Consider the following 20,530-nt stretch of genomic DNA (forward strand, 5'->3'; position numbering starts at 1 on the left):
CAATCGGGTACACGAACCTCCGATCCCGTGGCCCAGGCCGTCACGGGCGGCGATGGCAGGCCATGGCAGATCCCCCTGCCGGGTGCGCCGGCGGACCGGGAAGAACCGGCCCGGCGGACGCCCCGGCCGAGCGCCTGGCCACCCGCCCCGGCCGAGCGCCTGCTCACCGTCCGGGCCCCGCCTCCCGGCCTCCCCCACCGGCCGAGGCCGGGGTGTCAGTGGGCTCGGTTACGGTTCCGTCATGGCTGCCCGTACGAAAACCGCGAAGGACCGGCCGTCCTACCGCTGCACCGAGTGCGGCTGGCAGACGGCCAAGTGGCTCGGCCGCTGCCCCGAGTGCCAGGCATGGGGGACGATCGAGGAGTACGGCGCGCCCGCCGTGCGCACCACGGCGCCGGGCCGCGTCACCACCTCCGCGGTACCGATCGCGCAGGTCGACGGCCGTCAGGCCACCGCCCGCTCCACCGGCGTGCCCGAGCTGGACCGGGTCCTCGGCGGCGGCCTGGTGCCCGGCGCGGTCGTCCTGGTCGCGGGCGAGCCCGGCGTAGGCAAGTCCACCCTCCTGCTCGACGTGGCCGCGAAGTCGGCCAGCGACGAACACCGCACGCTGTATGTGACCGGCGAGGAGTCGGCGAGCCAGGTCCGGATGCGTGCCGACCGCATCAAGGCGATCGACGACCACCTCTATCTCGCCGCGGAGACCGATCTGGCCGCCGTCCTCGGCCACTTGGACGCGGTGAAGCCGTCCCTGCTCATCATGGACTCGGTGCAGACCGTCGCCTCCCCGGAGATCGACGGCGCCCCCGGTGGCATGGCGCAGGTGCGCGAGGTCGCCGGAGCGCTCATCCGCGCCTCCAAGGAGCGGGGCATGTCCACCCTCCTCGTGGGCCATGTCACCAAGGACGGCGCCATCGCGGGCCCCCGCCTGCTCGAACACCTCGTGGACGTCGTGCTGCACTTCGAGGGCGACCGGCACGCCCGCCTCCGGCTCGTCCGCGGAGTGAAGAACCGGTACGGGACGACGGACGAGGTCGGCTGCTTCGAGCTGCACGACGAGGGCATCACGGGCCTCGCGGACCCCTCGGGCCTGTTCCTGACGCGTCGCGACGAGCCGGTGCCCGGGACCTGCCTCACCGTGACGCTCGAAGGCCGTCGCCCCCTGGTCGCCGAAGTGCAGGCCCTCACCGTGGACTCGCAGATCCCCTCCCCGCGCCGGACGACGTCCGGCCTGGAGACCTCCCGGGTCTCGATGATGCTCGCCGTCCTGGAGCAGCGCGGACGGATCAGCGCTCTCGGCAAGCGGGACATCTACTCGGCGACGGTCGGCGGCGTGAAGCTCTCCGAGCCCGCCGCGGACCTCGCGATCGCGCTCGCGCTGGCCTCGGCCGCGAGTGACACCCCGCTGCCCAAGAATCTCGTGGCGATCGGCGAGGTGGGGCTCGCGGGCGAGGTCAGACGGGTCACGGGCGTCCAGCGCAGGCTCGCCGAAGCGCACCGCCTGGGCTTCACGCACGCCCTCGTACCGGCCGACCCGGGCAAGATCCCTCCCGGTATGAAGGTCCTGGAAGTCGCCGACATGGGCGACGCGCTGCGGGTCCTTCCTCGCTCCCGTCGTCGAGAGGCCCCACGGGAGGAGGAAGAGCGCCGGTAGACTTTGCCCTGGTCTCGCCCGTCCGTACGAACCGAGGGCGACCGGAAACCTGCGACCGGAGGAGTGCAGTGGCAGCCAACGACCGGGCAGCAGCTCCCGGAAAGTCCGGTGGGAGCTCCGGTGCCGATGGCCTGATGCGCGCCTCACTGAGCGCCGTGGCACCCGGCACGGCCCTGCGCGACGGGCTCGAGCGGATTCTCCGCGGCAACACGGGCGGACTCATCGTGCTGGGCTCCGACAAGACCGTCGAAGCGATGTGTACGGGCGGTTTCGTCCTGGATGTCGAGTTCACCGCCACGCGGCTGCGTGAACTGTGCAAGCTCGACGGCGGCATCGTCCTCGACAAGGACATCACCAAGATCCTCCGTGCGGGCGTGCAGCTGGTGCCCGACCCGACGATCCCCACGGAGGAGACGGGCACGCGGCACCGCACCGCGGACCGGGTGAGCAAGCAGGTCGGCTTCCCCGTCGTCTCGGTCTCCCAGTCGATGCGCCTGATCGCGCTGTACGTCGACGGTCAGCGCCGGGTCCTGGAGGACTCCGCCGCGATCCTCTCCCGCGCCAACCAGGCGCTCGCGACCCTGGAGCGCTACAAGCTCCGCCTCGACGAGGTCGCGGGCACGCTCTCCGCGCTGGAGATCGAGGACCTGGTCACCGTCCGGGACGTCTCGGCGGTCGCCCAGCGTCTGGAGATGGTCCGCCGCATCGCCACCGAGATCGCCGAGTACGTGGTCGAACTGGGCACCGACGGGCGTCTTCTCGCGCTCCAGCTGGACGAGTTGATCGCGGGCGTGGAGCCCGAGCGCGAGCTCGTCGTACGGGACTACGTGCCGGAGCCGACCGCGAAGCGCTCCCGCACGGTCGACGAGGCGCTGTCCGAGCTGGACGCGCTGACCCACGCGGAGCTCCTCGAACTCTCCACCGTGGCGAGGGCGTTGGGCTACACCGGCTCCCCCGAGGCGCTGGACTCCGCGGTCTCGCCGCGCGGCTTCCGGCTGCTCGCGAAGGTGCCCCGGCTGCCCGGCGCGATCATCGACCGGCTCGTCGAGCACTTCGGCGGGCTGCAGAAGCTGCTCGCGGCCAGCGTGGACGACCTCCAGACGGTCGACGGCGTGGGCGAGGCGCGGGCGCGCAGCGTCCGCGAGGGCCTGTCCCGCCTGGCCGAGTCGTCGATCCTGGAGCGGTACGTCTAGCCGGTCCGGCGGATCACCGGACCCTCGGCCCTCCGGCTCTTCGCCCGGCCAGGGTTCCCGGCCCGGGCGCACCGCCCGGGCCCAGTCCTCGCCCAGCTCCCGCTCGACCCTCGCTCAGTGCTCGCTCAGTCCTTGGCCAGGACGAACGACGTCTGCGCCTTGGCCAGTCCGGGCGCCTTCGCCTCCACCAGGTACGTGCCCGCGGACGCCGAACCCGCCGGAGGCGTGGCGCACTCGGGGGCGCTGGCCTTGCGGTCCCACTTCACCTTGTAGATCACCTGGTCGTCGGCGGGCACGCGGTACAGCTGATTTCCGCCGCCCTTCGGGCAGTCGTCGGAGGACCAGATGTCGTCGTCGCTCCCGGCCTGAGTGATCGTCAGTACGGTTTTCTCGGGGCCGAGATCGAGCTTGCAGGCGCCGCCCGAGGAGTTCTTGGCGATGAGATCGATCGTGGGGGTCTCGTCGGGGGCGTAGCTGTTGTGCTCGCTGTGCAGCGTCAACTTCACGTTGCCGGGAGTGCAGTTGGGGAGAGTGGAGCCGGCCGGGAGCCGGTCCCCCGACCCACCGCCGTTCTTGGACCCGTCGTCCGAGCCGCCTCCGGTCCCGCCGCCGCTCTCCTCGGAGCCGCCGGAACCGGCACCGCCGGCGGAACCGCCGCCGCTCGCGTCGCCGTCACCGTCGCCGCCCTCGTCTCCGCCGCTGCCGCTGCCGCTGCCGCTCGACTCGTCGCGCCCGCCCGGGTGTTGGCTGATCGCGGGACCCGAGCCGGAGGGGCCGGGAGTGATGGTGGGCGCCGGGTTCTTGCCGTTGGACCCGCCGTTGTCGTGCTTTCCGCCTCCGCCGCCGGAACCGACCACCCACACGATGAGCAGCGCCAACAGCGCTACCACAGACAGCAGAACGGCCCTCCGACGCCAGTAGATGGTGGAGGGAAGCGGCCCGACAGGATTGCGCAGAGATCCCACGGCGCAAACTGTACGAGAGATCGGCGCCTCGGCTTGCCGCACCCGCCGCCCTGTCGGCAACTTTTCCGGATCATCATCCCGGGACATGGCCAGTTTTCACCCCCTCCGCCCCCACCCGTCCGGTACCTGCGGACTTCGTGCCCGGACACCGTGACGGCCCGGACGGGTCCGCGCTCAATCGCCGGACGGGCTGCAAAGATCTGGCAGGATCGACAGAGCCATGACTGCACCCACCAAACCCACCCAGAACGCCTCCGGCGAGACGCTCCACACACCCGTCATCGCCTGGTTCGACGAGCACGCCCGTGACCTCCCGTGGCGGCGCCCCGACGCCGGTCCCTGGGGAGTGATGGTCAGCGAGTTCATGCTCCAGCAGACCCCGGTCAACCGCGTACTCCCCGTGTACGAGCAGTGGCTGGCCCGCTGGCCCCGCCCTGCCGACCTGGCCAAGGAGGCCCCGGGAGAGGCCGTCCGCGCCTGGGGCCGGCTCGGCTACCCACGGCGCGCGCTGCGCCTGCACGGCGCCGCGGTGGCCATAACGGAGCGGCACGGCGGCGACGTACCGGCGGAGCACGCCCAGCTGCTGGCACTGCCCGGCATCGGGGAGTACACGGCGGCGGCGGTCGCGTCCTTCGCCTACGGCCAGCGGCACGCCGTGCTGGACACGAATGTGCGACGGGTGTTCGCGCGGGCCGTCACCGGCGTCCAGTACCCGCCGAACGCCACCACCGCGGCCGAGCGCAAGCTCGCGCGGGCGCTGCTGCCCGAGAACGAGCACACGGCGTCCCGCTGGGCCGCCGCCTCCATGGAGCTCGGCGCGCTCGTCTGCACGGCGAAGAACGAGGCCTGTCACCGCTGCCCCATCGCCTCGCAGTGTGCGTGGCAGCTGGCGGGCAAGCCGGAGCACCAGGGCCCGCCGCGGCGCGGCCAGACGTACGCCGGCACGGACCGGCAGGTGCGCGGAAAGCTGCTCGCCGTGCTGCGGGAAGCGGTCGCGCCCGTGCCGCAGGCGGCACTTGACCGTGTGTGGGGCGAACCGGTGCAGCGGGCGCGCGCGCTCGACGGGCTCGTCGCCGACGGACTGGTGGAGCCGCTCCCCGGCGCTCTGTATCGACTCCCCCTGACCTGACAAAACAACCCACAACGGGACCAGTACGGGCAGAAAGCAGCCTCTCTCTTACCCCGCGCCTACATCCGTTACACAACCGACGGACAGCCGATTGCTTGCCGCAGGCTGTCTCGGACAACCCCGTGACAACGCCTCCGTAGCTTCATTGCCGTACCGCAGGAGCGGCCGCACAGACCGCGGCACGCCGGCGGTGCGACAGCAGACGGACAACCGGCAGCAGGCAGGTCGGAAACGGGGATGGAGGCGGTTGATCATGGCGCAGGGCGAGGTGCTCGAATTCGAGGAGTACGTCCGTACCCGGCAGGACGCGCTGCTGCGCAGTGCCCGCCGCCTGGTCCCCGACCCGGTCGACGCGCAGGACCTGCTGCAGACCGCGCTCGTGCGGACGTACGGCCGCTGGGACGGCATCGCGGACAAGCGGCTGGCCGACGCCTACCTGCGCCGCGTGATGATCAACACCCGGACCGAGTGGTGGCGGGCCCGCAAGCTCGAAGAGGTGCCCACCGAGCAGCTTCCGGACGCCAGCGTCGACGACTCCACCGAGCAGCACGCGGACCGCGCGCTGCTGATGGACATCATGAAGGTCCTCGCTCCCAAGCAACGCAGTGTCGTGGTGCTGCGACACTGGGAGCAGATGTCCACGGAGGAGACGGCCGCCGCCCTCGGCATGTCGGCCGGAACGGTCAAGAGCACGCTGCACCGGGCGCTGGCCCGGCTCCGCGAGGAGCTGGAGAGCCGCGACCTCGCGGAGCGCGGCGCCCGCGCGCTCGAACCGGGTGAGGAGCGGGAGCGTTGCGCGGCCTAGAAAGTCGGGCCAGTCAGGTCCTGAAGGCGGGGAGTACGGCCACGGCCGTGCTCACCGCCCTCGGCCTTTTCGTGAGCGCCTGCGCCACCGGTGGCACCGGCGCCCGCGACGAGGGCCCGGCAGGCGGCGACGCCGTCGCCAAGGGCGCCGCCACGCCCACGGCCGCCGCCTCGCCGAGCAAGGCGGCACGGCGCGTCGACGCCGTCCGGCTGGTCAAGAACGACCCGGGGGTCAGCGCGGTGGTCAAGCGCGACCTGAAGCCGTGCGTCGGCGACGAGTACCCCGTCGACGTGTCGTACGGCAACCTCACCGAAAGCTCCTCGAACGACGTCGTGGTCAACGTGATGACCTGCGGCGACGCCGTCGGCATCGGCTCGTACGTGTACCGCGAGGCCAACGGCAGGTACCAGAATGTGTTCAAGGCCGAGGAACCGCCGGTCTACGCGGAGATAGACCGCGGTGATCTGGTGGTCACCCAGCAGCTGTACAAGAAGGGCGACCCGGTGTCGTACCCCTCCAGCGAAGAAGTGATCACCTACGGCTGGTCCGCGACCCACTTCACCGAGGAGTCCCGGATCCACAACGACTACAGCAACGCGGTGGGCGGCGCCGACTCGCCCTCGCCCGAGGCGAACTGAGAGCAGACGGATGGCAGAGCAGACCCACGTCCTGTTCGTCGAGGACGACGACGTCATCCGGGAGGCCACGCAACTCGCCCTGGAGCGCGACGGCTTCGCGGTGACCGCCATGCCCGACGGACTGTCGGGCCTGGAGGCGTTCCGTGCCGACCGCCCGGACATCGCCCTGCTGGACGTGATGGTCCCCGGGCTCGACGGCGTCTCGCTGTGCCGCCGCATCCGGGACGAGTCGACCGTCCCCGTGATCATGCTGTCCGCGCGCGCCGACTCGATCGACGTCGTGCTCGGCCTGGAGGCCGGCGCCGACGACTATGTGACCAAGCCCTTCGACGGGGCCGTGCTGGTCGCCCGTATCCGCGCGGTACTGCGCCGCTTCGGGCACGCCAACGGCGGGCGGGCCGCGGCGGCCGACGATCCGGCCCCGGTGGACGGCGGGGTCCTCGCCTTCGGTGATCTGGAGATCGACACCGAGGGCATGGAGGTGCGCAGGAGCGGTGCGCACGTGGCACTGACGCCCACCGAGATGCGGCTGCTGCTGGAGTTCTCCGCCGCGCCGGGTACGGTGCTGAGCCGCGACAAGCTGCTCGAACGCGTGTGGGACTACGGCTGGGGCGGTGACACCCGTGTCGTCGACGTGCACGTGCAGCGGCTGCGTACGAAGATCGGCCAGGACCGGATCGAGACGGTCCGTGGCTTCGGCTACAAGTTGAAGGCCTGAGCAGGGGTATGCGGGGGATATTTCGGCGTCCGGGGTCCGGTGAGTCGGCCGGGCGCCCGGCTCCGGGCGGACGGGCGGATGCGGGCCCGGTTCCGGGCGGACGCGCGGGTACCGGCGCGGTGCCGGGTGGACGGGCGGGTACCGGCGCGGTTCCGGGCGGACGGGCGGGTGCGGGTGCGCGCCCGGGTCCCGGCGGTGCCGCGGACGACGGCTCCGACTCGGGCACGAACATCCGCACCGGCATCCGCTGGAAGCTGAGCACGGCGATCGCCCTGGTCGGCGCGCTCGTCGCGATCGCACTGAGCCTGGTCGTGCACAACGCGGCCCGGGTGTCGATGCTCGACAACTCGCGGGACCTCGCGGACGAGCGCATCCAGCTCGCCCAGCGCATGTACGGACCCGGCAGGCCGCCGCCCTTCGGGGCCAAGATCGACGACCCGTCGATACCCAGTGACCTGCTGGAGAGCGTCTCGCACGGCCGGCGGGCCACCTACATCTCCGAGGGCACGCACGGAGTGCCCGACATCTGGGCCGCCGTACCGCTCAGGGACGGCCGGGTGCTGTCCTGGCACGAGCGGTTCACCGACCGCAACGCGGACGTCATGAAGGACCTCGACCAGGCCCTGATCATCGGATCCATCGCGGTCGTCTTCGGCGGCAGCGCGCTCGGGGTGCTCATCGGCGGCCAGCTGTCGCGCCGACTGCGCAAGGCCGCGGCCGCCGCGAACCAGGTCGCCAAGGGCGACACCGACGTGCGGGTGCGGGACGCGATCGGCGGTGTCGTGCGCGACGAGACCGACGACCTGGCGCGGGCCGTCGACGCGATGGCGGACGCGCTCCAGCAGCGCATCGAGGCGGAGCGCCGGGTGACCGCCGACATCGCCCACGAGCTGCGCACGCCGGTGACCGGGCTGCTGACGGCGGCGGAGCTGCTGCCGCCCGGCCGTCCCACCGAACTCGTCCGGGACCGGGCGCAGGCCATGCGCACGCTCGTCGAGGACGTCCTGGAGGTCGCCCGTCTCGACGGCGCCTCCGAGCGGGCCGAGCTCCAGGACATCATGCTCGGCGAGTTCGTCACGCGGCGCGTGGCCGCGAAGGACGCGGGCGTCGAGGTGCGCGTGGTCCACGAGTCCGAGGTCACGACCGACCCGCGGCGCCTGGAGCGTGTCCTGTTCAACCTCCTGGCGAATGCCTCCCGGCACGGCAGGCCGCCCGTCGAGGTCACGGTCGAGGGCCGTGTCATCCGTGTCCGCGACCACGGCCCCGGCTTCCCGGAGAAGCTCCTCGCCGAGGGCCCGAGCCGGTTCCGTACGGGCAGCACCGACCGCGCCGGACACGGGCACGGGCTGGGCCTCACGATCGCCGCGGGGCAGGCCCGGGTGCTCGGGGCCCGGCTGACGTTCCGCAACGTACGGCCCGCCGGGGCTCCGGACGAGGTGCCCGCGGAGGGTGCGGTCGCGGTGCTGTGGCTGCCGGAGCACGCCCCGACGAACACCGGGAGCTATCCCATGCTGCCGTCGGCCTCCGGCAAGTGAGGATCCGGCGGCCCCGGACCCCTCACCGACCGGGGGCTGCCGCGGTGCGCGAGGGCACGCTCAGCGGCCGAAGTCCTTGGAGAAGTCGAGCTCCTCGCTGCGCTGGGTGAGCGAGTACCAGTTGCCGTTGTCGTCGCGGAAGATCGCCTCGATTCCGTACGGCCGCTCCTGGGGGTCCTGGAGGAACTCCACTCCGCGCGCCTTGAACTTCTCGTAGTCACCGCGGCAGTCGTCGGTGCGGAAGGCGCCCGCGCCCAGCGCGCCCTTGCCGACCAGCTTCTTCAGCGCCTCCGCGGACTCCGGGTCGAGCCCCGGGCCGTCCAGACTCATCAGCGCGAGCTCGACGTCCGGCTGGTCCTTGGCCCCCACGGTGATCCACCGCATGGAGCCCATGGCCAGGTCGTTGCGCACCTCGAAGTCGAGCTTCTCGGTGAAGAAGGCCTTGGTCCGCTCCTGGTCGAACGTCCAGACGGTGGTGATGCCCAGGCCCTTGATCATGGCTCTGCTCTCCTGTCGTCCACTGCTGCCCGTCCGGCACCAGCTCCTGCTCGCCACCGTAGGTGCGGGCCGGCTCAGGGTGCTTCTTCAGAGTTGCGGTCCTCGGCGGGCGGGGAAGCGGCCCTGCTCCGGAAGCCGCCCGCCCACAACATGGCGTAGCAGCCGGGGATGAGGGCGGCCCCCTTCCGCACGTGTTTCGCGCGGTACTCGCTCGGTGTCAGTCCGGTCCACGTCTTGAAGCTCGCCGAGAAGGTGCCGAGGCTGCTGAACCCGACCAGGTGGCAGATGTCGGTGACCGAGAGGTTCGCCGTGCGCAGCATCTCCTCCGCCCGCTCGATGCGGCGGTGCGTCAGATACTGGCCGGGCGTCTCGCCGTACGCCGCCTTGAAGGCGCGGATGAAGTGATAGCGCGAATACCCGGCGTGCGCGGCCAGCGCGTCGAGATCGAGGCCGGGCTCGGCCCAGTCCCGGTCCATCGCGTCCTTGGCCAGCCGCAGCTGCCGCATCCTGTCCACTCTCCCGATGGTGGCACGCGGCACTGACACCGCCGCGGCCGTCGCCCGGCGGGGCCGGAACGCCCGCTCCGTCGCGGGCCGGGGCCGGGGACGCGAGAAGGCCCCCGGGGCGGACAACGCCGGGGGCCTTCGGTCCGAGTACGCGCGGAACTCGGGTGGATCTCGCCGGACTCCGGAGCCGGCGGATCTCGGGGTGAGTTCGCCGGACTCCGGAGCTCGCGGGGTTCGCGGAGGAAGTCAGACCGCCTCGGCGATGCTCGCCGCGGGGGCCGCGTCCTGCACCGCGCCGTCGTCCGGCTTGGGCGCGCCCGCCCCCTTCAGCGGGACCTCCTTGACGAACACCGCGGCGACCAGCGCCACCACCGCCACCACGGAGCCGAGCAGGAACGCGGAGTGCGTACCGGAGGACACCGCGTACTGGTAGGCCTCGCGTGCCGCGGTGGGCAGCTTCGCCAGGCTGGCCGCGTCGAGCTGCGCGGACTGCTCCGTCACCTTGGAGCCGAGTGCGCCGGCCCGCTCGGCCATCACGTCCTGCACCCGGTGGTTGAACAGGGCGCCCATGATGGCGACGCCGAAGGAGGAACCGAGGGTCCGGAACAGCGTGGTCGAGGAGGACGCGACACCCATGTCCTTCATCTCCACGCTGTTCTGCGCGACCAGCATGGTGATCTGCATCAGGCAGCCCATGCCCGCGCCCAGCACCGCCATGTACAGACCCGAGGTCAGGCGGGTCGTCCCGGTGTCCATCTGGGCGAGCAGGAACAGCCCGACGATCATCAGGACGCTGCCGACGAGCGGGAAGACCTTGTAGCGGCCGCTGTTGGTGGTGACCCGGCCCGCGACCATCGACACGGCGAGCATCGCGCCGAGCATCGGCAGGAGCAGCAGACCGGAGTTGGTCGCGGACGCGCCCTGCACGGACTGCTGGTACAGCGGGAGGAAGAGCACCGCACCGAACATCACGAAGCCGGTGATGAAGCCGATGACGGACATCAGGGTGAAGTTGCGGCTGCGGAAGATGTGCAGCGGCATGATCGGCGCGGCGGCGCGGGTCTGCCAGAAGACGAAGCCGACGAGCGCGGCGACGCCGATGCCGATGAGCTCCATGATCCGCGCGGAGCCCCAGGAGTACTCGGTGCCGCCCCAGGTGGTGACCAGCACGATCGACGAGATGCCGAGCGCCAGCAGGCCGGCACCGAGGTAGTCGATCTTCGCCTGGACCCGCTTCCTGGGCAGGTGCAGCACGGCGCTGACCGCGAGGAGCGCGACGACGCCGAGCGGAAGGTTGATGTAGAAGGACCAGCGCCAGCCCCAGTGGTCGGTGATGGAGCCGCCGACCAGCGGGCCGAGGATCATGGCGAAGGCCATGACGCCGGCCATCATGCCCTGGTACTTGCCGCGCTCCCGCGGCGGGATCAGGTCGCCGATGATCGCCATGACACCGACCATGAGACCGCCGGCGCCGAGACCCTGGACGGCGCGGAAGCCGATGAGCTGCCCCATGTCCTGGGACATGCCGCTGAGCGCGGAGCCGATCAGGAAGATCACGATCGAGGTCATGAAGGCGCCCTTGCGCCCGTACATGTCGCCGAGCTTGCCCCAGATCGGGGTGGAGGCTGCGGTCGCGAGCGTGTACGCGGTGACGACCCAGGACAGGTGCTCCAGCCCGCCCAGTTCACCGACGATCGTGGGCATCGCCGTGCCGACGATCATGTTGTCGAGCATCGCGAGCAGCATCGCGATCATGAGCGCGAGCAGTACGACCCGTACGCTGCGCGGTTGTTTCCCGCCGTCCTCGGCGACCGGTGCGGCCGCTGCCGTGTTGTCCGCCATCGTTTTCCCACTCCCCTGAGTACCGCCGCCGGCCTCTGGTGCGGCCGCCGCCCCTCGACTACTTACTTGCCGACCGGCAAGTTGACTACACTCAGGGAAACTAGACCCCGAACTAGCCGGGCGTCAAGTAAGTTTAAGTAGTTTTACCAGTCGGTCGACAGGTAAGTTTTCAGGGAGCGCGAGGAGTAAGAGGATGGGCGGCACCATGGACGGCACCAAGCGACAGCGCCGCGGCGACACCCGCCAGCGCATCCAGGACGTGGCCCTCGAACTCTTCTCCGAGCGGGGCTACGAGAAGACCTCGCTCCGCGAGATCGCCGAGCACCTCGACGTGACGAAGGCGGCGCTCTACTACCACTTCAAGACCAAGGAAGACATCCTCATCAGCCTCTTCCAGGACCTGTCCCGGCCCATGGACGAGCTGATCGAATGGGGGGCGCAGCAGCCGCGCACGCTGGCGACGAAGCAGGAGATCCTGCACCGCTACAGCGACGCCCTCGCCGAGGCGGCCCCGCTCTTCCGCTTCATGCAGGAGAACCAGGCGACGGTACGCGAGCTGCGCACGGGCGAGGACTTCAAGGACCGCATGATCCGGATGGTCGACCTGCTCAAGGAGCCGGACGCCGACCTGAAGGACCAGGTCCGGTGCATCAGCGCGCTCTTCTCCATGCACGCCGGGATGTTCGTCCTCAGGGACGTCGAAGGCGACCCCGAGGACAAGCGCAAGGCGGTCCTGGAGGTCGCGATCGACCTGGTGACGCAGGCCAACGGCGGCGCCACCGCATGAGGCCGGGCGCCCCTTTCGGGACGCCCGGCCACACCTACGGGGTGATCACCCTGTGGGGGTCAGGTGATCAGACGACGACACCCTGAGCGCGCAGGAAGGCGACGGGGTCGATCGCGGACCCGTAGTTCGGGGTGGTACGGATCTCGAAGTGCAGGTGCGGGCCGCTGGAGTTGCCGGTGTTGCCGGACAGCGCGATGTGCTGACCGGTGCCGACGACCTGGCCTATCCGCACGTCGATGCGCGACAGGTGGGCGTACTGCGAGTACGTGCCGTTGCCGTGCTTGATGACGATGGCGTTGCCGTACGCCGGACCGTCACCGGCGCCGTTGGGGCCGGCCTTGACGACGGTGCCGCCGTGCGCGGCGACGACCTGGGTGCCCTGCGGCACGGCGAAGTCCTGGCCGGAGTGCTTGTGGGCCCACATGCCGCCGGCCTGGTTGAAGCTGGCGGACAGGGCGTACCGCTTCACCGGGTCGACCCAGGAGCCGCCCGCCTTGGCGGTGGCGGACTTGGCCTGGACGGTGTTCGCGGCCTTGACGGTGCCGGCACTGTTCAGGCCCGTCTCGGCGGCGCTCGCGACCCCGGCGCCCAGTACGGCCGTGGCTCCGAGGCCCACGGCCAGGACGGCGGCCCGGGTGCGAATCAGGGACGTACGGGACTGACGGGACGTGACGCGCTTCGACATGTGAGGACCTCGCGAGAACGGGGACTGGGACTCGGGAAACCGCCCGGTGGACATGTCGTCCGGCGAGCGGCCCATCACCTTGGTAACCCGCCACCCCACAGACCCCCAAACAGTGTGACCTACGACGTTAGGTCGTACTTCACCCGAAAACTTAATGAACCTTGACAGTTCGGACATGTCGTACCGGATCTGTCGTTCTCCTCGCCCGAAACACGGTTTAACCGCACTTCGGAGGGCTGTGCCCACGGGAAAAAGCCCCTCGCGACCCTTCGACCCCCCGGCGTGCGGACCGTCCCGAGAGCCTTGGGCCAAAGGTCCTGAATGTCCGTTTCGCTCTGTCCACTAGGCAGGTTAGTACCGGACAAAACGCCTGTGCGCCATGTCACCGGACGGCAAGATCAAGCCCCCCGGGAATGTGACCGGGGCTACGCTGCTTGCCTGGTTCAGGGCTCTTGGGGGAGGCCGTATGGATCCGTCGGTACTGGGCACGAAACTGGCGTCGAGCCTCATCGCGCCTCTGGTCAAGAAACTCTTCCGGCGCGACGGCCCGGGAGCCGGCCTCGTGGACGAGCCGGTACGCCTCTCGGCCCTGGTCTCCTTCCGCGGAGAGAAACGCACGCTCACCGAGAAGGACGTCCACCGCCTCGCCGCCCAGCTGGTCCGGGCGGCGCTCGACTCACCGGGCGAGCGCCCCTTCCCGCCCGACGAGGAGACGGCGGTCACGGACGCGCTGTCCCGCAAGCTGCTCGCCCTCGGCGACCTCGACATGGACGACGTCCAGGCCGTCCGGCTCGGCCACCGCGAACTGGCCCGCAAGCTCCACCACCGGGCCCCCACCGGGGACCTCTCCGCCGACGCCTCCTTCTTCCTCGACTCCCTGACCGAGTGGGCCTGCGTCCATGTCATGCACTTCTTCACCCAGCGCTCCACGTTCGTGGCGCGCACGCTGGTGGAGCAGACCCGCCTGCTGGCCGAGCTCGTGGCGAAACTCGACGAGCTGATCACCCGCGTCCCGCGGCCCGACGCGCGCGACACCTCGTTCGAGCGCCGCTACCTCGCCTATGTCGCCAAGAAGCAGGGGCAGCTCACGATCTACGGGATCGACCTGACCAACTCCCCCGGCAAGTGGCCGCTGGACGCCGCGTACCTGAGCCTGGAGGCGACCGCCCCGCGCAAGCGACTCCTCGGCTATGTGCGGCCCGGCACGTTCACCGCCTCCCGCCCGGGCCTCGGGCGGAACGACGGGACGGCACTCGAGGAGACCGCCGGCCCGGTACCCGGGGAGACCGCCGGCACCGCATCCGCGGAAGAGGCGCCCGGCACGCAGCCGCCCACGACCGCCCCCTACCGGCAGCCCGCCGACACGGACACCCGCGGCACGCGTGCGGTCCCGGCCCCGGCGAAGACCGAGGCAGGCCGGCGTCACCTCGAACGCTTCGACTCGCGCCCCGCCGACCAGGCCCTCGCCGCCCACGAACGCGTCCTGCTGCGCGGGGTCGCCGGCTCCGGCAAGACCACCCTCGTCCAGTGGCTGGCCGTCTCCGCCGCCCGCTCGGCACCGAAGGGCCCGATGTCGTACCTGCACGAGCGGGTCCCCTTCGTACTCCCCCTGCGCACCCTCACCCGGCACGGGGAGCGGCTCCCCGTGCCCGACCGCTTCCTGGAGGCCACCGGCTGCCCGCTCGCCGCCGGCCAGCCGGAGGGCTGGGCGGACCGGGTCCTCGGCTCCCGGCGCGGACTGGTCCTCGTCGACGGCATCGACGAGGTGCCCGACGCCGAACGGGAGCGGACCCGTGTCTGGCTCAGCGACCTCATCAGCGCCTATCCCGGCAACCGCTGGCTGGTCACCTCACGGCCCTCGGCGGTGCGCGAGAACTGGCTCACGGACGACGACTTCGCCGAGCTGACCCTCTCCGCGATGAGCCCGACGGACGTCGCCGCGTTCATCGAGCGCTGGCACACCGCAGCACGGATCGGCAGCCCGGACGAGGACGAGGCCCTCACCACGTACAAGAGCCAGCTGCTGACCGCCGTACGCAGCAAGGGGGATCTCGGCCGGCTCGCCACCAACCCGCTCATGTGCGGGCTCATCTGCGCGCTCCACCGCGACCGGCGCGGCTATCTCCCCCAAGGACGCAAGGAGTTGTACGAGGCCGCGCTGACCATGCTGCTGACGCGGCGGGACCGGGAGCGCGACATCCTGACGCTCGAACTGCAGCAGGAGCCGCAGACCCAGCTGCTCCAGCGGCTCGCGTACTGGCTGATCCGCAACGGCCGTACCGAACTCGACCGCGAACGCGCCGAGCAGATCATCGAGGAGGCCCTCCCCTCGGTGCCCGCCGCGGCGGCCCTGGGCGACGCGGCGGCCGTCTTCCGCCATCTCCTTCTGCGCAGCGGCCTGTTGCGCGAACCGGCCCCCGGCGCCGTCGACTTCATCCACCGCACCTTCCAGGACTATCTGGGAGCACGAGCGGCGGTGGAGGTGTGGGACATCGGCCTGCTGATCGAGCACGCGGCCGACGACCAGTGGGAGGACGTCATCCGGATGGCCGTGGCCCACAGCAGGCCGCGCGAACGCGCCGACATCCTCACCGAGTTGCTCGCCGTGGGCGACCGGACCACGGACGTTCCGGTGCGCAACCGGGTGTTCCTGCTGGCCGCCGCCTGCCTGGAGCACGCCGCCGAACTCGACCCCGCCGTCCGGCTCGCGGTCAAGGAACGCACCAGCACGCTCATCCCGCCGTCCACCTCGCAGGAGGCCGTCGAACTCGCCACCGTCGGCCCCCTCGTCCTGGACCTGCTCCCGGGGCCCGAGGAACTCAGCGTCGAGGAGGCCGGCGCCGTCGTCGCGACCGCGCTGCACCTGGCGTCGGACGCGGCGATCCCGTACCTCACCCGATTCGCCTGCCACGACTCCCCGCGGGTCCGCGACCGGATCGTCAGGAGCTGGTCCCGGTTCGACACCGAGCGCTTCGCCCGCGAGGTCATCGCCCAGGTCGACCCGCACGAGGTCTACTTCCTGATCACCGAAGCCGCACAGCTGCGGGCGCTGCGGGCGCTGGGCGGGCGCCCCATGGTGGACGTCCAGGGCGACCTGCCCGCCGACCAGTTACGCGCGTATGTCACGGAGGTCCCGCCCACCCATCTGTGCATCAGAAGCAACAGCACCCTCACCGACGTCTCCTTCCTCGGCGGGGCGACGACGCTGACCCGCCTGGAGATCGACGCCTGCCCGCACCTGACCGACCTGTCGGCCCTGACCGGACAGAGCATCGAGGCACTGATCCTCAGCGACCTGGGCCCCGAGCCGGACCTGCGCCCGCTGGCGACGCTGCACCATCTGAAGGAACTGACCTTCGGTTTCCTGCTCGCGAGCGGCTGGCCGGCGGACACCCGGTTCCTGCACGGCTGGTCGGCCGTCGCCGCACTGCCCGAACTCGTCCATCTCCAGATGAGCGTGAGCCTGTTCGCGCTGTGCCCGGACTCCCTGGAACTCCCCGGCGTCACCGACCTCTTCCTCCTCGACGACATGGCCGGGACCCTCGACCTGGAGAGAGTCCCGGCCGTTTTCCCGCACCTGACGAAGCTGCACATCATCGGTGACGTCACCACCCGCGCCCGCCTGGACGTCTCCCCCCTGAAGGCCGCCCACGGCCTGCGGGAACTGCTCGTCGTCCCGGGCGGGGAGGGCGAGTTGTGCGGCGCCGACCAGCTCCCGGAGCGGACCGTCGTCCATCAGCCCCAGCGCCACCTCGGCGGAACGACCTGGACCCAGCAGACGTAGCCGCCCGGTGGGCGGAGCGGCCCGGAGAACGAGGAGCCGCACGTCACCGGCGTCCTGTCCGAACCAGCAAGAGGGAGACCATGCGCAACCCCGACGAGACGCGCATCGGACTGTCCGACGCCGTGCGGAGCATCCGCGACGAGCTGCTGCTCGCGTCACGCAACGCGGCCGGACAGGACATCGTCTTCGAACTGGGCGACATCCAGATGGAGTTCACCGTGGAGCTGCGCAAGGAGGTGAAGGCCGGCGCCAAGGTGCGCGCCTGGGTGGTGGACGCGAACATCGACGGCACCCGTGCCGGCAGCCGTACGCACAAGGTGTCCTTCACCCTGCGGGCCCAGGACGCCCGTACCGGCGCGCCGCTGAAGGTGAGCAACGAGACCGAGGGAAGTGTCGACGCCTTCGGCCGCGGCTCCTCCACGGCACCGTGATGCTGCGCTCGGCGGCCGAACGGACCGTGGTGGTCCTGGCGGGCTCGCAGGGCAGCGGCGTGATGCTGTCCCCGCGCCTCGTGCTGACCAGCGCGCACGTCCTGCGCGACAAGGAATGGATCCGCACGGTCCACCCGGACAGCGAGCGGCCGATCCCGGGCCGGACGATCTGGCGGGACGAGGAGAGTGACGTCGCGCTGCTGCTCACCGGGGAGGAACTGGTCGCCCCGGAGAAGTGGGCGCTCGCCCGGTTGCGCTGGGGCGTCCTCGACACCACGGACCCGCTGCCCGGCTGCCAGACCGTCGGCTTCCCCGCCGTAGGGCGGTACGGGCCCGAACAGCATCTGGAGTTCGACCAGCTGACCGGGACCGTGCTCCCCCTGGCAGGGCGGATCCGGTCGACGCTGGTGTGCGAGTTCGACAGGCCGCCGGTCGCCCCGCCCCGGCGCGGGGAGTCACCGCTCGCCGGGCTGTCCGGGGCGCCCGTGTTCGCCGGGGCCGTCCTCATCGGCGTGGTGACGGAGGTCCCGGACGGCCGGGACCACCGCCGCGTCGAGGCCGTACCCGTGTCACGCATCCTGGACGCGCCGGACTTCCCCCGCCATGTGATGGGCGCCGAACCCGGCCATGTGCCGCCCGTCCTGGAGCCGGTGTCGGGATTCCACCTCCGGGACGAGGAGTTCGAGCGGCACTACGCACGCGCGCTGCGGACCCGCTACCGCAAGATCGAGATCTTCGGGATCGACGAGCTCGGCACCACCGAGACCACCTGGGACCTCGACACCGCGTATCTGAGCCTGGAGGCCGTCCCCACCGCACGCCCCTCCGGCCCGACACCCGCGCAGGGCTCCGTCGCCGTGCCGCGCCGGGTGAACGACCTGCTCGCCGGCCGCCCGAAGACCCTGCTGCGCGGTGAGGCCGGAGCCGGCAAGACCACCCTGGTGTGGTGGCTCGCCTCCCACGCGGCCTGCGGGGCACTCGGTCACGAACTCGCCGAGCTGAACGACCTGGTGCCCTTCGTCGTCCCCATGCGCAGCCTGCCCACCCTCGGCATGGCCTTCCCCTCGCCCCAGCAACTTCCCTCGGTCGCCGAACTCCCCCTCGACGGCGTCCCCGAGGGATGGGCGCGCCGCGTGCTGGAGGCCGGCCGCGCCCTCATCCTGGTCGACGGAATCGACGAGGTGCCGCCGGCCGAGCGGGACGCGGCACGACGCCGTCTCACCGACCTGCTGGGCATGTACCCGCACAACCGCTGCCTGGTCACCGTGCGGCCCCTCGCCGTCGCCAGCGACTGGCTGGCCTCGGAGCACTTCGAGGAACTCCGCCTGCTGCCCATGCGGGACGACGACATCCTGGCCTTCTCCAAGGCCTGGCACAACGCGGCCCGCCTCGAATGCGCGGGCTTCCGCGACGCCCACCGGGCCGCCGCCGAGGACGAGAATCTGCGCGCCCTGGAACAGGCCCTGGAACGGGAGTTGCGGCACAACACGACGCTGCGCTCACTGGCCCGCACCCCGCTGCTGGCCGGCGTCGTCTGCGCGCTGCACCGCCGCCGCAGGGGGTTCCTGCCGGAATCCCGCTGGTCCCTCTACAACGCCGCCCTGACCATGCTCCTCGGCGGCCGGGACACCCTGCGCAGGGTCGGAGCGCCGGAGGGCATCAGCCTGGGCGTCGAGGAGCATCAGCAGCTCCTCCAGACCATCGCGGCGTGGCTCGCGCGCAGCGGGCACGTCGAGTTCACCCACGCCCAGGCGGCACGGCAGATCGAACTCGCGATGCGTGGCATGCCCCAGGTCCGCGACCAGGGCACCCCGCAGGACGTACTCGTCCACCTGCTCAACCGCAGCGGCCTCCTCCAGGAACGCAACGAGAAGGTCGTCCAGTTCATCCACCGCACCTTCCAGGACTATCTCGCGGCGAAGGAGCTCCAGGAGAGCGACGGCCTCGGCGAGCTGCTGCAGCACGCGGCCGACGAACAGTGGCAGGACATCGTCCTGCTGGCCGTCGGCCACTGCCATCGCGGTGAAGTCCGGCGTCTGGTCGAGGGGTTGGTGGAACGCGGCGACCGGGCCGAGGACGGCAGGACCCGCGGCGACATCCATGTCCTGGCGGCCCGGTGCGCGATCAGCGCGGTGGTACTGGACGAGGAGGTGCGGGAGGAGATCGCCGACCGCGTCCGGGCGCTGATCCCGCCGGCCGACGCCACGCTGGCCGCCAAGCTGACATCCCTCGGCCCGTATGTACTGCCGCTCGTCCCCGGCCCCGAGGAACTGAGCGTCGAACAGGCCGAGACCGTGGTGCAGTTGGCCCGCGACATCGGGGGCTCCGCGTCGATGCCCCTGCTGCGACGGTTCGCCCCGCACCCCTCCCGGGAGGTCCGCGCCGTCCTCACCACGGCGTGGCCGCGCTATCCGGCGGACGACTACGCCCGTGAGGTCCTCGCCCACATGGACCTGGCGGACGACCGGGTCGTCGTCGTCGACAACGGCATGACGGCGGCGCTGCGTCACTGCGGGCCCATCGGCCGACTGGTCGTGGACACACCGCTGGACGACGGAGAACTCCGCGCGTTCCTGCCGCACGAAGGCATCCGGGAAATCGAAGTGGTCGACAATCCACGCCTGGTCTCCCTCTCCTTCGCGCGGCAGTTGTCCGGGCTGACTTCCCTGCGGCTCACCGGCTGCCCGCGGGTACGGGACCTGTCCGCGCTGGAAGGACTGGCGCTCACCTCACTGGGTCTGGAACTCCACGAAGTGCGGAAGGCGGATCTGGCTTCCCTCCAGCGCCTCGACCGGCTCACGTCCCTGTCCTTGGTGGGAAGTCTTCTCGACAGCGATATCCCTTTGCCCGCCGGACATCCGAACGTACGGAATCTGCGCGTCGCCAGTCAGATACCGATAGTGATCAACGAACTCGGCCAGTGGCCTTTGCTGGAGGAACTCGTCGTACAGGGCGACTGCGACGCTCACTCACTGCTCCTCGCGGCTTCGAGAGCTCCTTCACTGCACAGCCTGGACTTCTCGCTGCCTTCTCTGTACCTGCCGCGGCAGATCGAGCCGCCCAGTATCGAAGGTCTTGAGTTGCTTCCCCGCAAACCGCGCGAACTCGACCCCTTGCCGGGAATTCGAAGTCTGACGCTGAGATCGGTGGGCCGTGGCGGTTCCGCGGCGGATCTCGCCCGGGTATTTCCCTCACTCGTCCGCCTCACCCTCCACTACCCGCGGAACGCGCCGCTCGACCTGTCCCCGCTGGGCCATCACCCCGGGCTGGTGATCGAGGCCAACGGGCGGGTGCTGAGGCCCGGAGAGTTCTAGGGCCCTTCTCGCACACAAGGGTGGCCCCCCGGAACCGTGGTTCCGGGGG

General features: G+C 71.0%; 16 protein-coding genes. 11 read left to right on the forward strand and 5 right to left on the reverse strand.

Annotated elements, in window-relative coordinates:
* Positions 1-241 precede the first annotated feature (241 nt).
* Together radA and disA are read left to right on the forward strand one after the other, a co-directional pair.
* Positions 242-1,651, forward strand: coding sequence for a DNA repair protein RadA (radA, locus tag ABEB03_RS00080; RefSeq protein WP_345639546.1), 1,410 nt, complete (start codon positions 242-244; stop codon positions 1,649-1,651).
* A gap of 68 nt (positions 1,652-1,719) precedes the next feature.
* The gene (gene disA / locus ABEB03_RS00085) at positions 1,720-2,844 is read left to right on the forward strand and encodes a DNA integrity scanning diadenylate cyclase DisA (RefSeq protein WP_095935760.1); all 1,125 of its coding nucleotides are present in this window, start codon (positions 1,720-1,722) and stop codon (positions 2,842-2,844) included.
* Between the two features lie 125 nt (positions 2,845-2,969).
* Here disA and ABEB03_RS00090 read toward each other — a convergent pair whose 3' ends face one another.
* Entirely contained in the window at positions 2,970-3,809 is an 840-nt protein-coding gene (locus ABEB03_RS00090; RefSeq protein WP_345639547.1) for a hypothetical protein, read from the reverse strand.
* Positions 3,810-4,029: 220 nt separating this feature from the next.
* Between ABEB03_RS00090 and ABEB03_RS00095 the strand changes: the two genes are divergently transcribed.
* From ABEB03_RS00095 to cseC, 5 genes are all read left to right on the forward strand, one after another.
* Positions 4,030-4,938 (forward strand): HhH-GPD family protein, encoded by a 909-nt coding sequence (locus tag ABEB03_RS00095; protein ID WP_345639548.1) that lies wholly within the window; start codon positions 4,030-4,032, stop codon positions 4,936-4,938.
* A gap of 253 nt (positions 4,939-5,191) precedes the next feature.
* A complete protein-coding gene (locus ABEB03_RS00100; RefSeq protein WP_028799035.1) occupies positions 5,192-5,743 on the forward strand; it encodes a SigE family RNA polymerase sigma factor in 552 nt (183 codons plus the stop codon).
* Positions 5,731-6,381, forward strand: coding sequence for a hypothetical protein (locus ABEB03_RS00105; RefSeq protein WP_425589155.1), 651 nt, complete (start codon positions 5,731-5,733; stop codon positions 6,379-6,381). Before ABEB03_RS00100 ends, ABEB03_RS00105 begins: the two co-directional genes overlap by 13 nt.
* Positions 6,382-6,391: 10 nt before the next feature.
* Positions 6,392-7,099, forward strand: coding sequence for a two-component system response regulator CseB (gene cseB / locus ABEB03_RS00110; RefSeq protein ID WP_345639550.1), 708 nt, complete (start codon positions 6,392-6,394; stop codon positions 7,097-7,099).
* 8 nt (positions 7,100-7,107) lie between these two features.
* The gene (gene cseC / locus ABEB03_RS00115) at positions 7,108-8,634 is read left to right on the forward strand and encodes a two-component system sensor histidine kinase CseC (RefSeq protein WP_345639551.1); all 1,527 of its coding nucleotides are present in this window, start codon (positions 7,108-7,110) and stop codon (positions 8,632-8,634) included.
* A gap of 60 nt (positions 8,635-8,694) precedes the next feature.
* Here the strand turns inward: cseC and ABEB03_RS00120 are convergent, their stop codons facing one another.
* The 3 genes from ABEB03_RS00120 to ABEB03_RS00130 form a co-directional block, all read right to left on the reverse strand.
* Positions 8,695-9,132 carry a VOC family protein gene (locus ABEB03_RS00120; RefSeq protein ID WP_345639552.1) on the reverse strand — a complete coding sequence of 146 codons (438 nt, stop codon included), beginning with the start codon at positions 9,130-9,132 and terminating at the stop codon, positions 8,695-8,697.
* 74 nt (positions 9,133-9,206) lie between these two features.
* Entirely contained in the window at positions 9,207-9,638 is a 432-nt protein-coding gene (locus ABEB03_RS00125) for a helix-turn-helix transcriptional regulator (protein WP_345639553.1), read from the reverse strand.
* Between the two features lie 246 nt (positions 9,639-9,884).
* Complete coding sequence (locus tag ABEB03_RS00130; protein WP_345639554.1) at positions 9,885-11,480, reverse strand: MDR family MFS transporter; 1,596 nt, start codon at positions 11,478-11,480, stop codon at positions 9,885-9,887.
* Between the two features lie 193 nt (positions 11,481-11,673).
* Here ABEB03_RS00130 and ABEB03_RS00135 point away from each other — a divergent pair, with 193 nt between their 5' ends.
* Complete coding sequence (locus ABEB03_RS00135; protein WP_345639555.1) at positions 11,674-12,267, forward strand: TetR/AcrR family transcriptional regulator; 594 nt, start codon at positions 11,674-11,676, stop codon at positions 12,265-12,267.
* A 67-nt stretch (positions 12,268-12,334) separates the two neighbouring features.
* Here ABEB03_RS00135 and ABEB03_RS00140 read toward each other — a convergent pair whose 3' ends face one another.
* Positions 12,335-12,952 (reverse strand): M23 family metallopeptidase, encoded by a 618-nt coding sequence (locus ABEB03_RS00140; protein ID WP_345639556.1) that lies wholly within the window; start codon positions 12,950-12,952, stop codon positions 12,335-12,337.
* A 466-nt stretch (positions 12,953-13,418) separates the two neighbouring features.
* Between ABEB03_RS00140 and ABEB03_RS00145 the strand changes: the two genes are divergently transcribed.
* From ABEB03_RS00145 to ABEB03_RS00155, 3 genes are all read left to right on the forward strand, one after another.
* On the forward strand, positions 13,419-16,736 hold the full coding sequence (locus ABEB03_RS00145; protein ID WP_345639557.1) for an NACHT domain-containing protein: 3,318 nt from the start codon (positions 13,419-13,421) through the stop codon (positions 16,734-16,736).
* A gap of 80 nt (positions 16,737-16,816) precedes the next feature.
* Positions 16,817-17,167 carry a trypco2 family protein gene (locus ABEB03_RS00150; RefSeq protein WP_345639558.1) on the forward strand — a complete coding sequence of 117 codons (351 nt, stop codon included), beginning with the start codon at positions 16,817-16,819 and terminating at the stop codon, positions 17,165-17,167.
* Positions 17,167-20,481 carry an NACHT domain-containing protein gene (locus ABEB03_RS00155; protein WP_345639559.1) on the forward strand — a complete coding sequence of 1,105 codons (3,315 nt, stop codon included), beginning with the start codon at positions 17,167-17,169 and terminating at the stop codon, positions 20,479-20,481. The genes ABEB03_RS00150 and ABEB03_RS00155 overlap by 1 nt, the downstream gene beginning before the upstream one ends.
* Positions 20,482-20,530 lie beyond the last annotated feature (49 nt).

Source organism: Streptomyces siamensis (genome assembly GCF_039543605.1).
Lineage (GTDB): Bacteria > Actinomycetota > Actinomycetes > Streptomycetales > Streptomycetaceae > Streptomyces > Streptomyces siamensis.

Coding starts and splice junctions, on each gene's coding strand:
- ABEB03_RS00150 (WP_345639558.1), top strand. CDS start 16,817: ATGCGCAACCCCGACGAGACGCGCATCGGACTGTCCGACGCCGTGCGG.
- cseC (WP_345639551.1), top strand. CDS start 7,108: ATGCGGGGGATATTTCGGCGTCCGGGGTCCGGTGAGTCGGCCGGGCGC.
- ABEB03_RS00155 (WP_345639559.1), top strand. CDS start 17,167: ATGCTGCGCTCGGCGGCCGAACGGACCGTGGTGGTCCTGGCGGGCTCG.
- ABEB03_RS00120 (WP_345639552.1), bottom strand. CDS start 9,132: ATGATCAAGGGCCTGGGCATCACCACCGTCTGGACGTTCGACCAGGAG.
- cseB (WP_345639550.1), top strand. CDS start 6,392: ATGGCAGAGCAGACCCACGTCCTGTTCGTCGAGGACGACGACGTCATC.
- ABEB03_RS00145 (WP_345639557.1), top strand. CDS start 13,419: ATGGATCCGTCGGTACTGGGCACGAAACTGGCGTCGAGCCTCATCGCG.
- ABEB03_RS00130 (WP_345639554.1), bottom strand. CDS start 11,480: ATGGCGGACAACACGGCAGCGGCCGCACCGGTCGCCGAGGACGGCGGG.
- radA (WP_345639546.1), top strand. CDS start 242: ATGGCTGCCCGTACGAAAACCGCGAAGGACCGGCCGTCCTACCGCTGC.
- ABEB03_RS00095 (WP_345639548.1), top strand. CDS start 4,030: ATGACTGCACCCACCAAACCCACCCAGAACGCCTCCGGCGAGACGCTC.
- ABEB03_RS00100 (WP_028799035.1), top strand. CDS start 5,192: ATGGCGCAGGGCGAGGTGCTCGAATTCGAGGAGTACGTCCGTACCCGG.
- ABEB03_RS00135 (WP_345639555.1), top strand. CDS start 11,674: ATGGGCGGCACCATGGACGGCACCAAGCGACAGCGCCGCGGCGACACC.
- ABEB03_RS00125 (WP_345639553.1), bottom strand. CDS start 9,638: ATGCGGCAGCTGCGGCTGGCCAAGGACGCGATGGACCGGGACTGGGCC.
- ABEB03_RS00140 (WP_345639556.1), bottom strand. CDS start 12,952: ATGTCGAAGCGCGTCACGTCCCGTCAGTCCCGTACGTCCCTGATTCGC.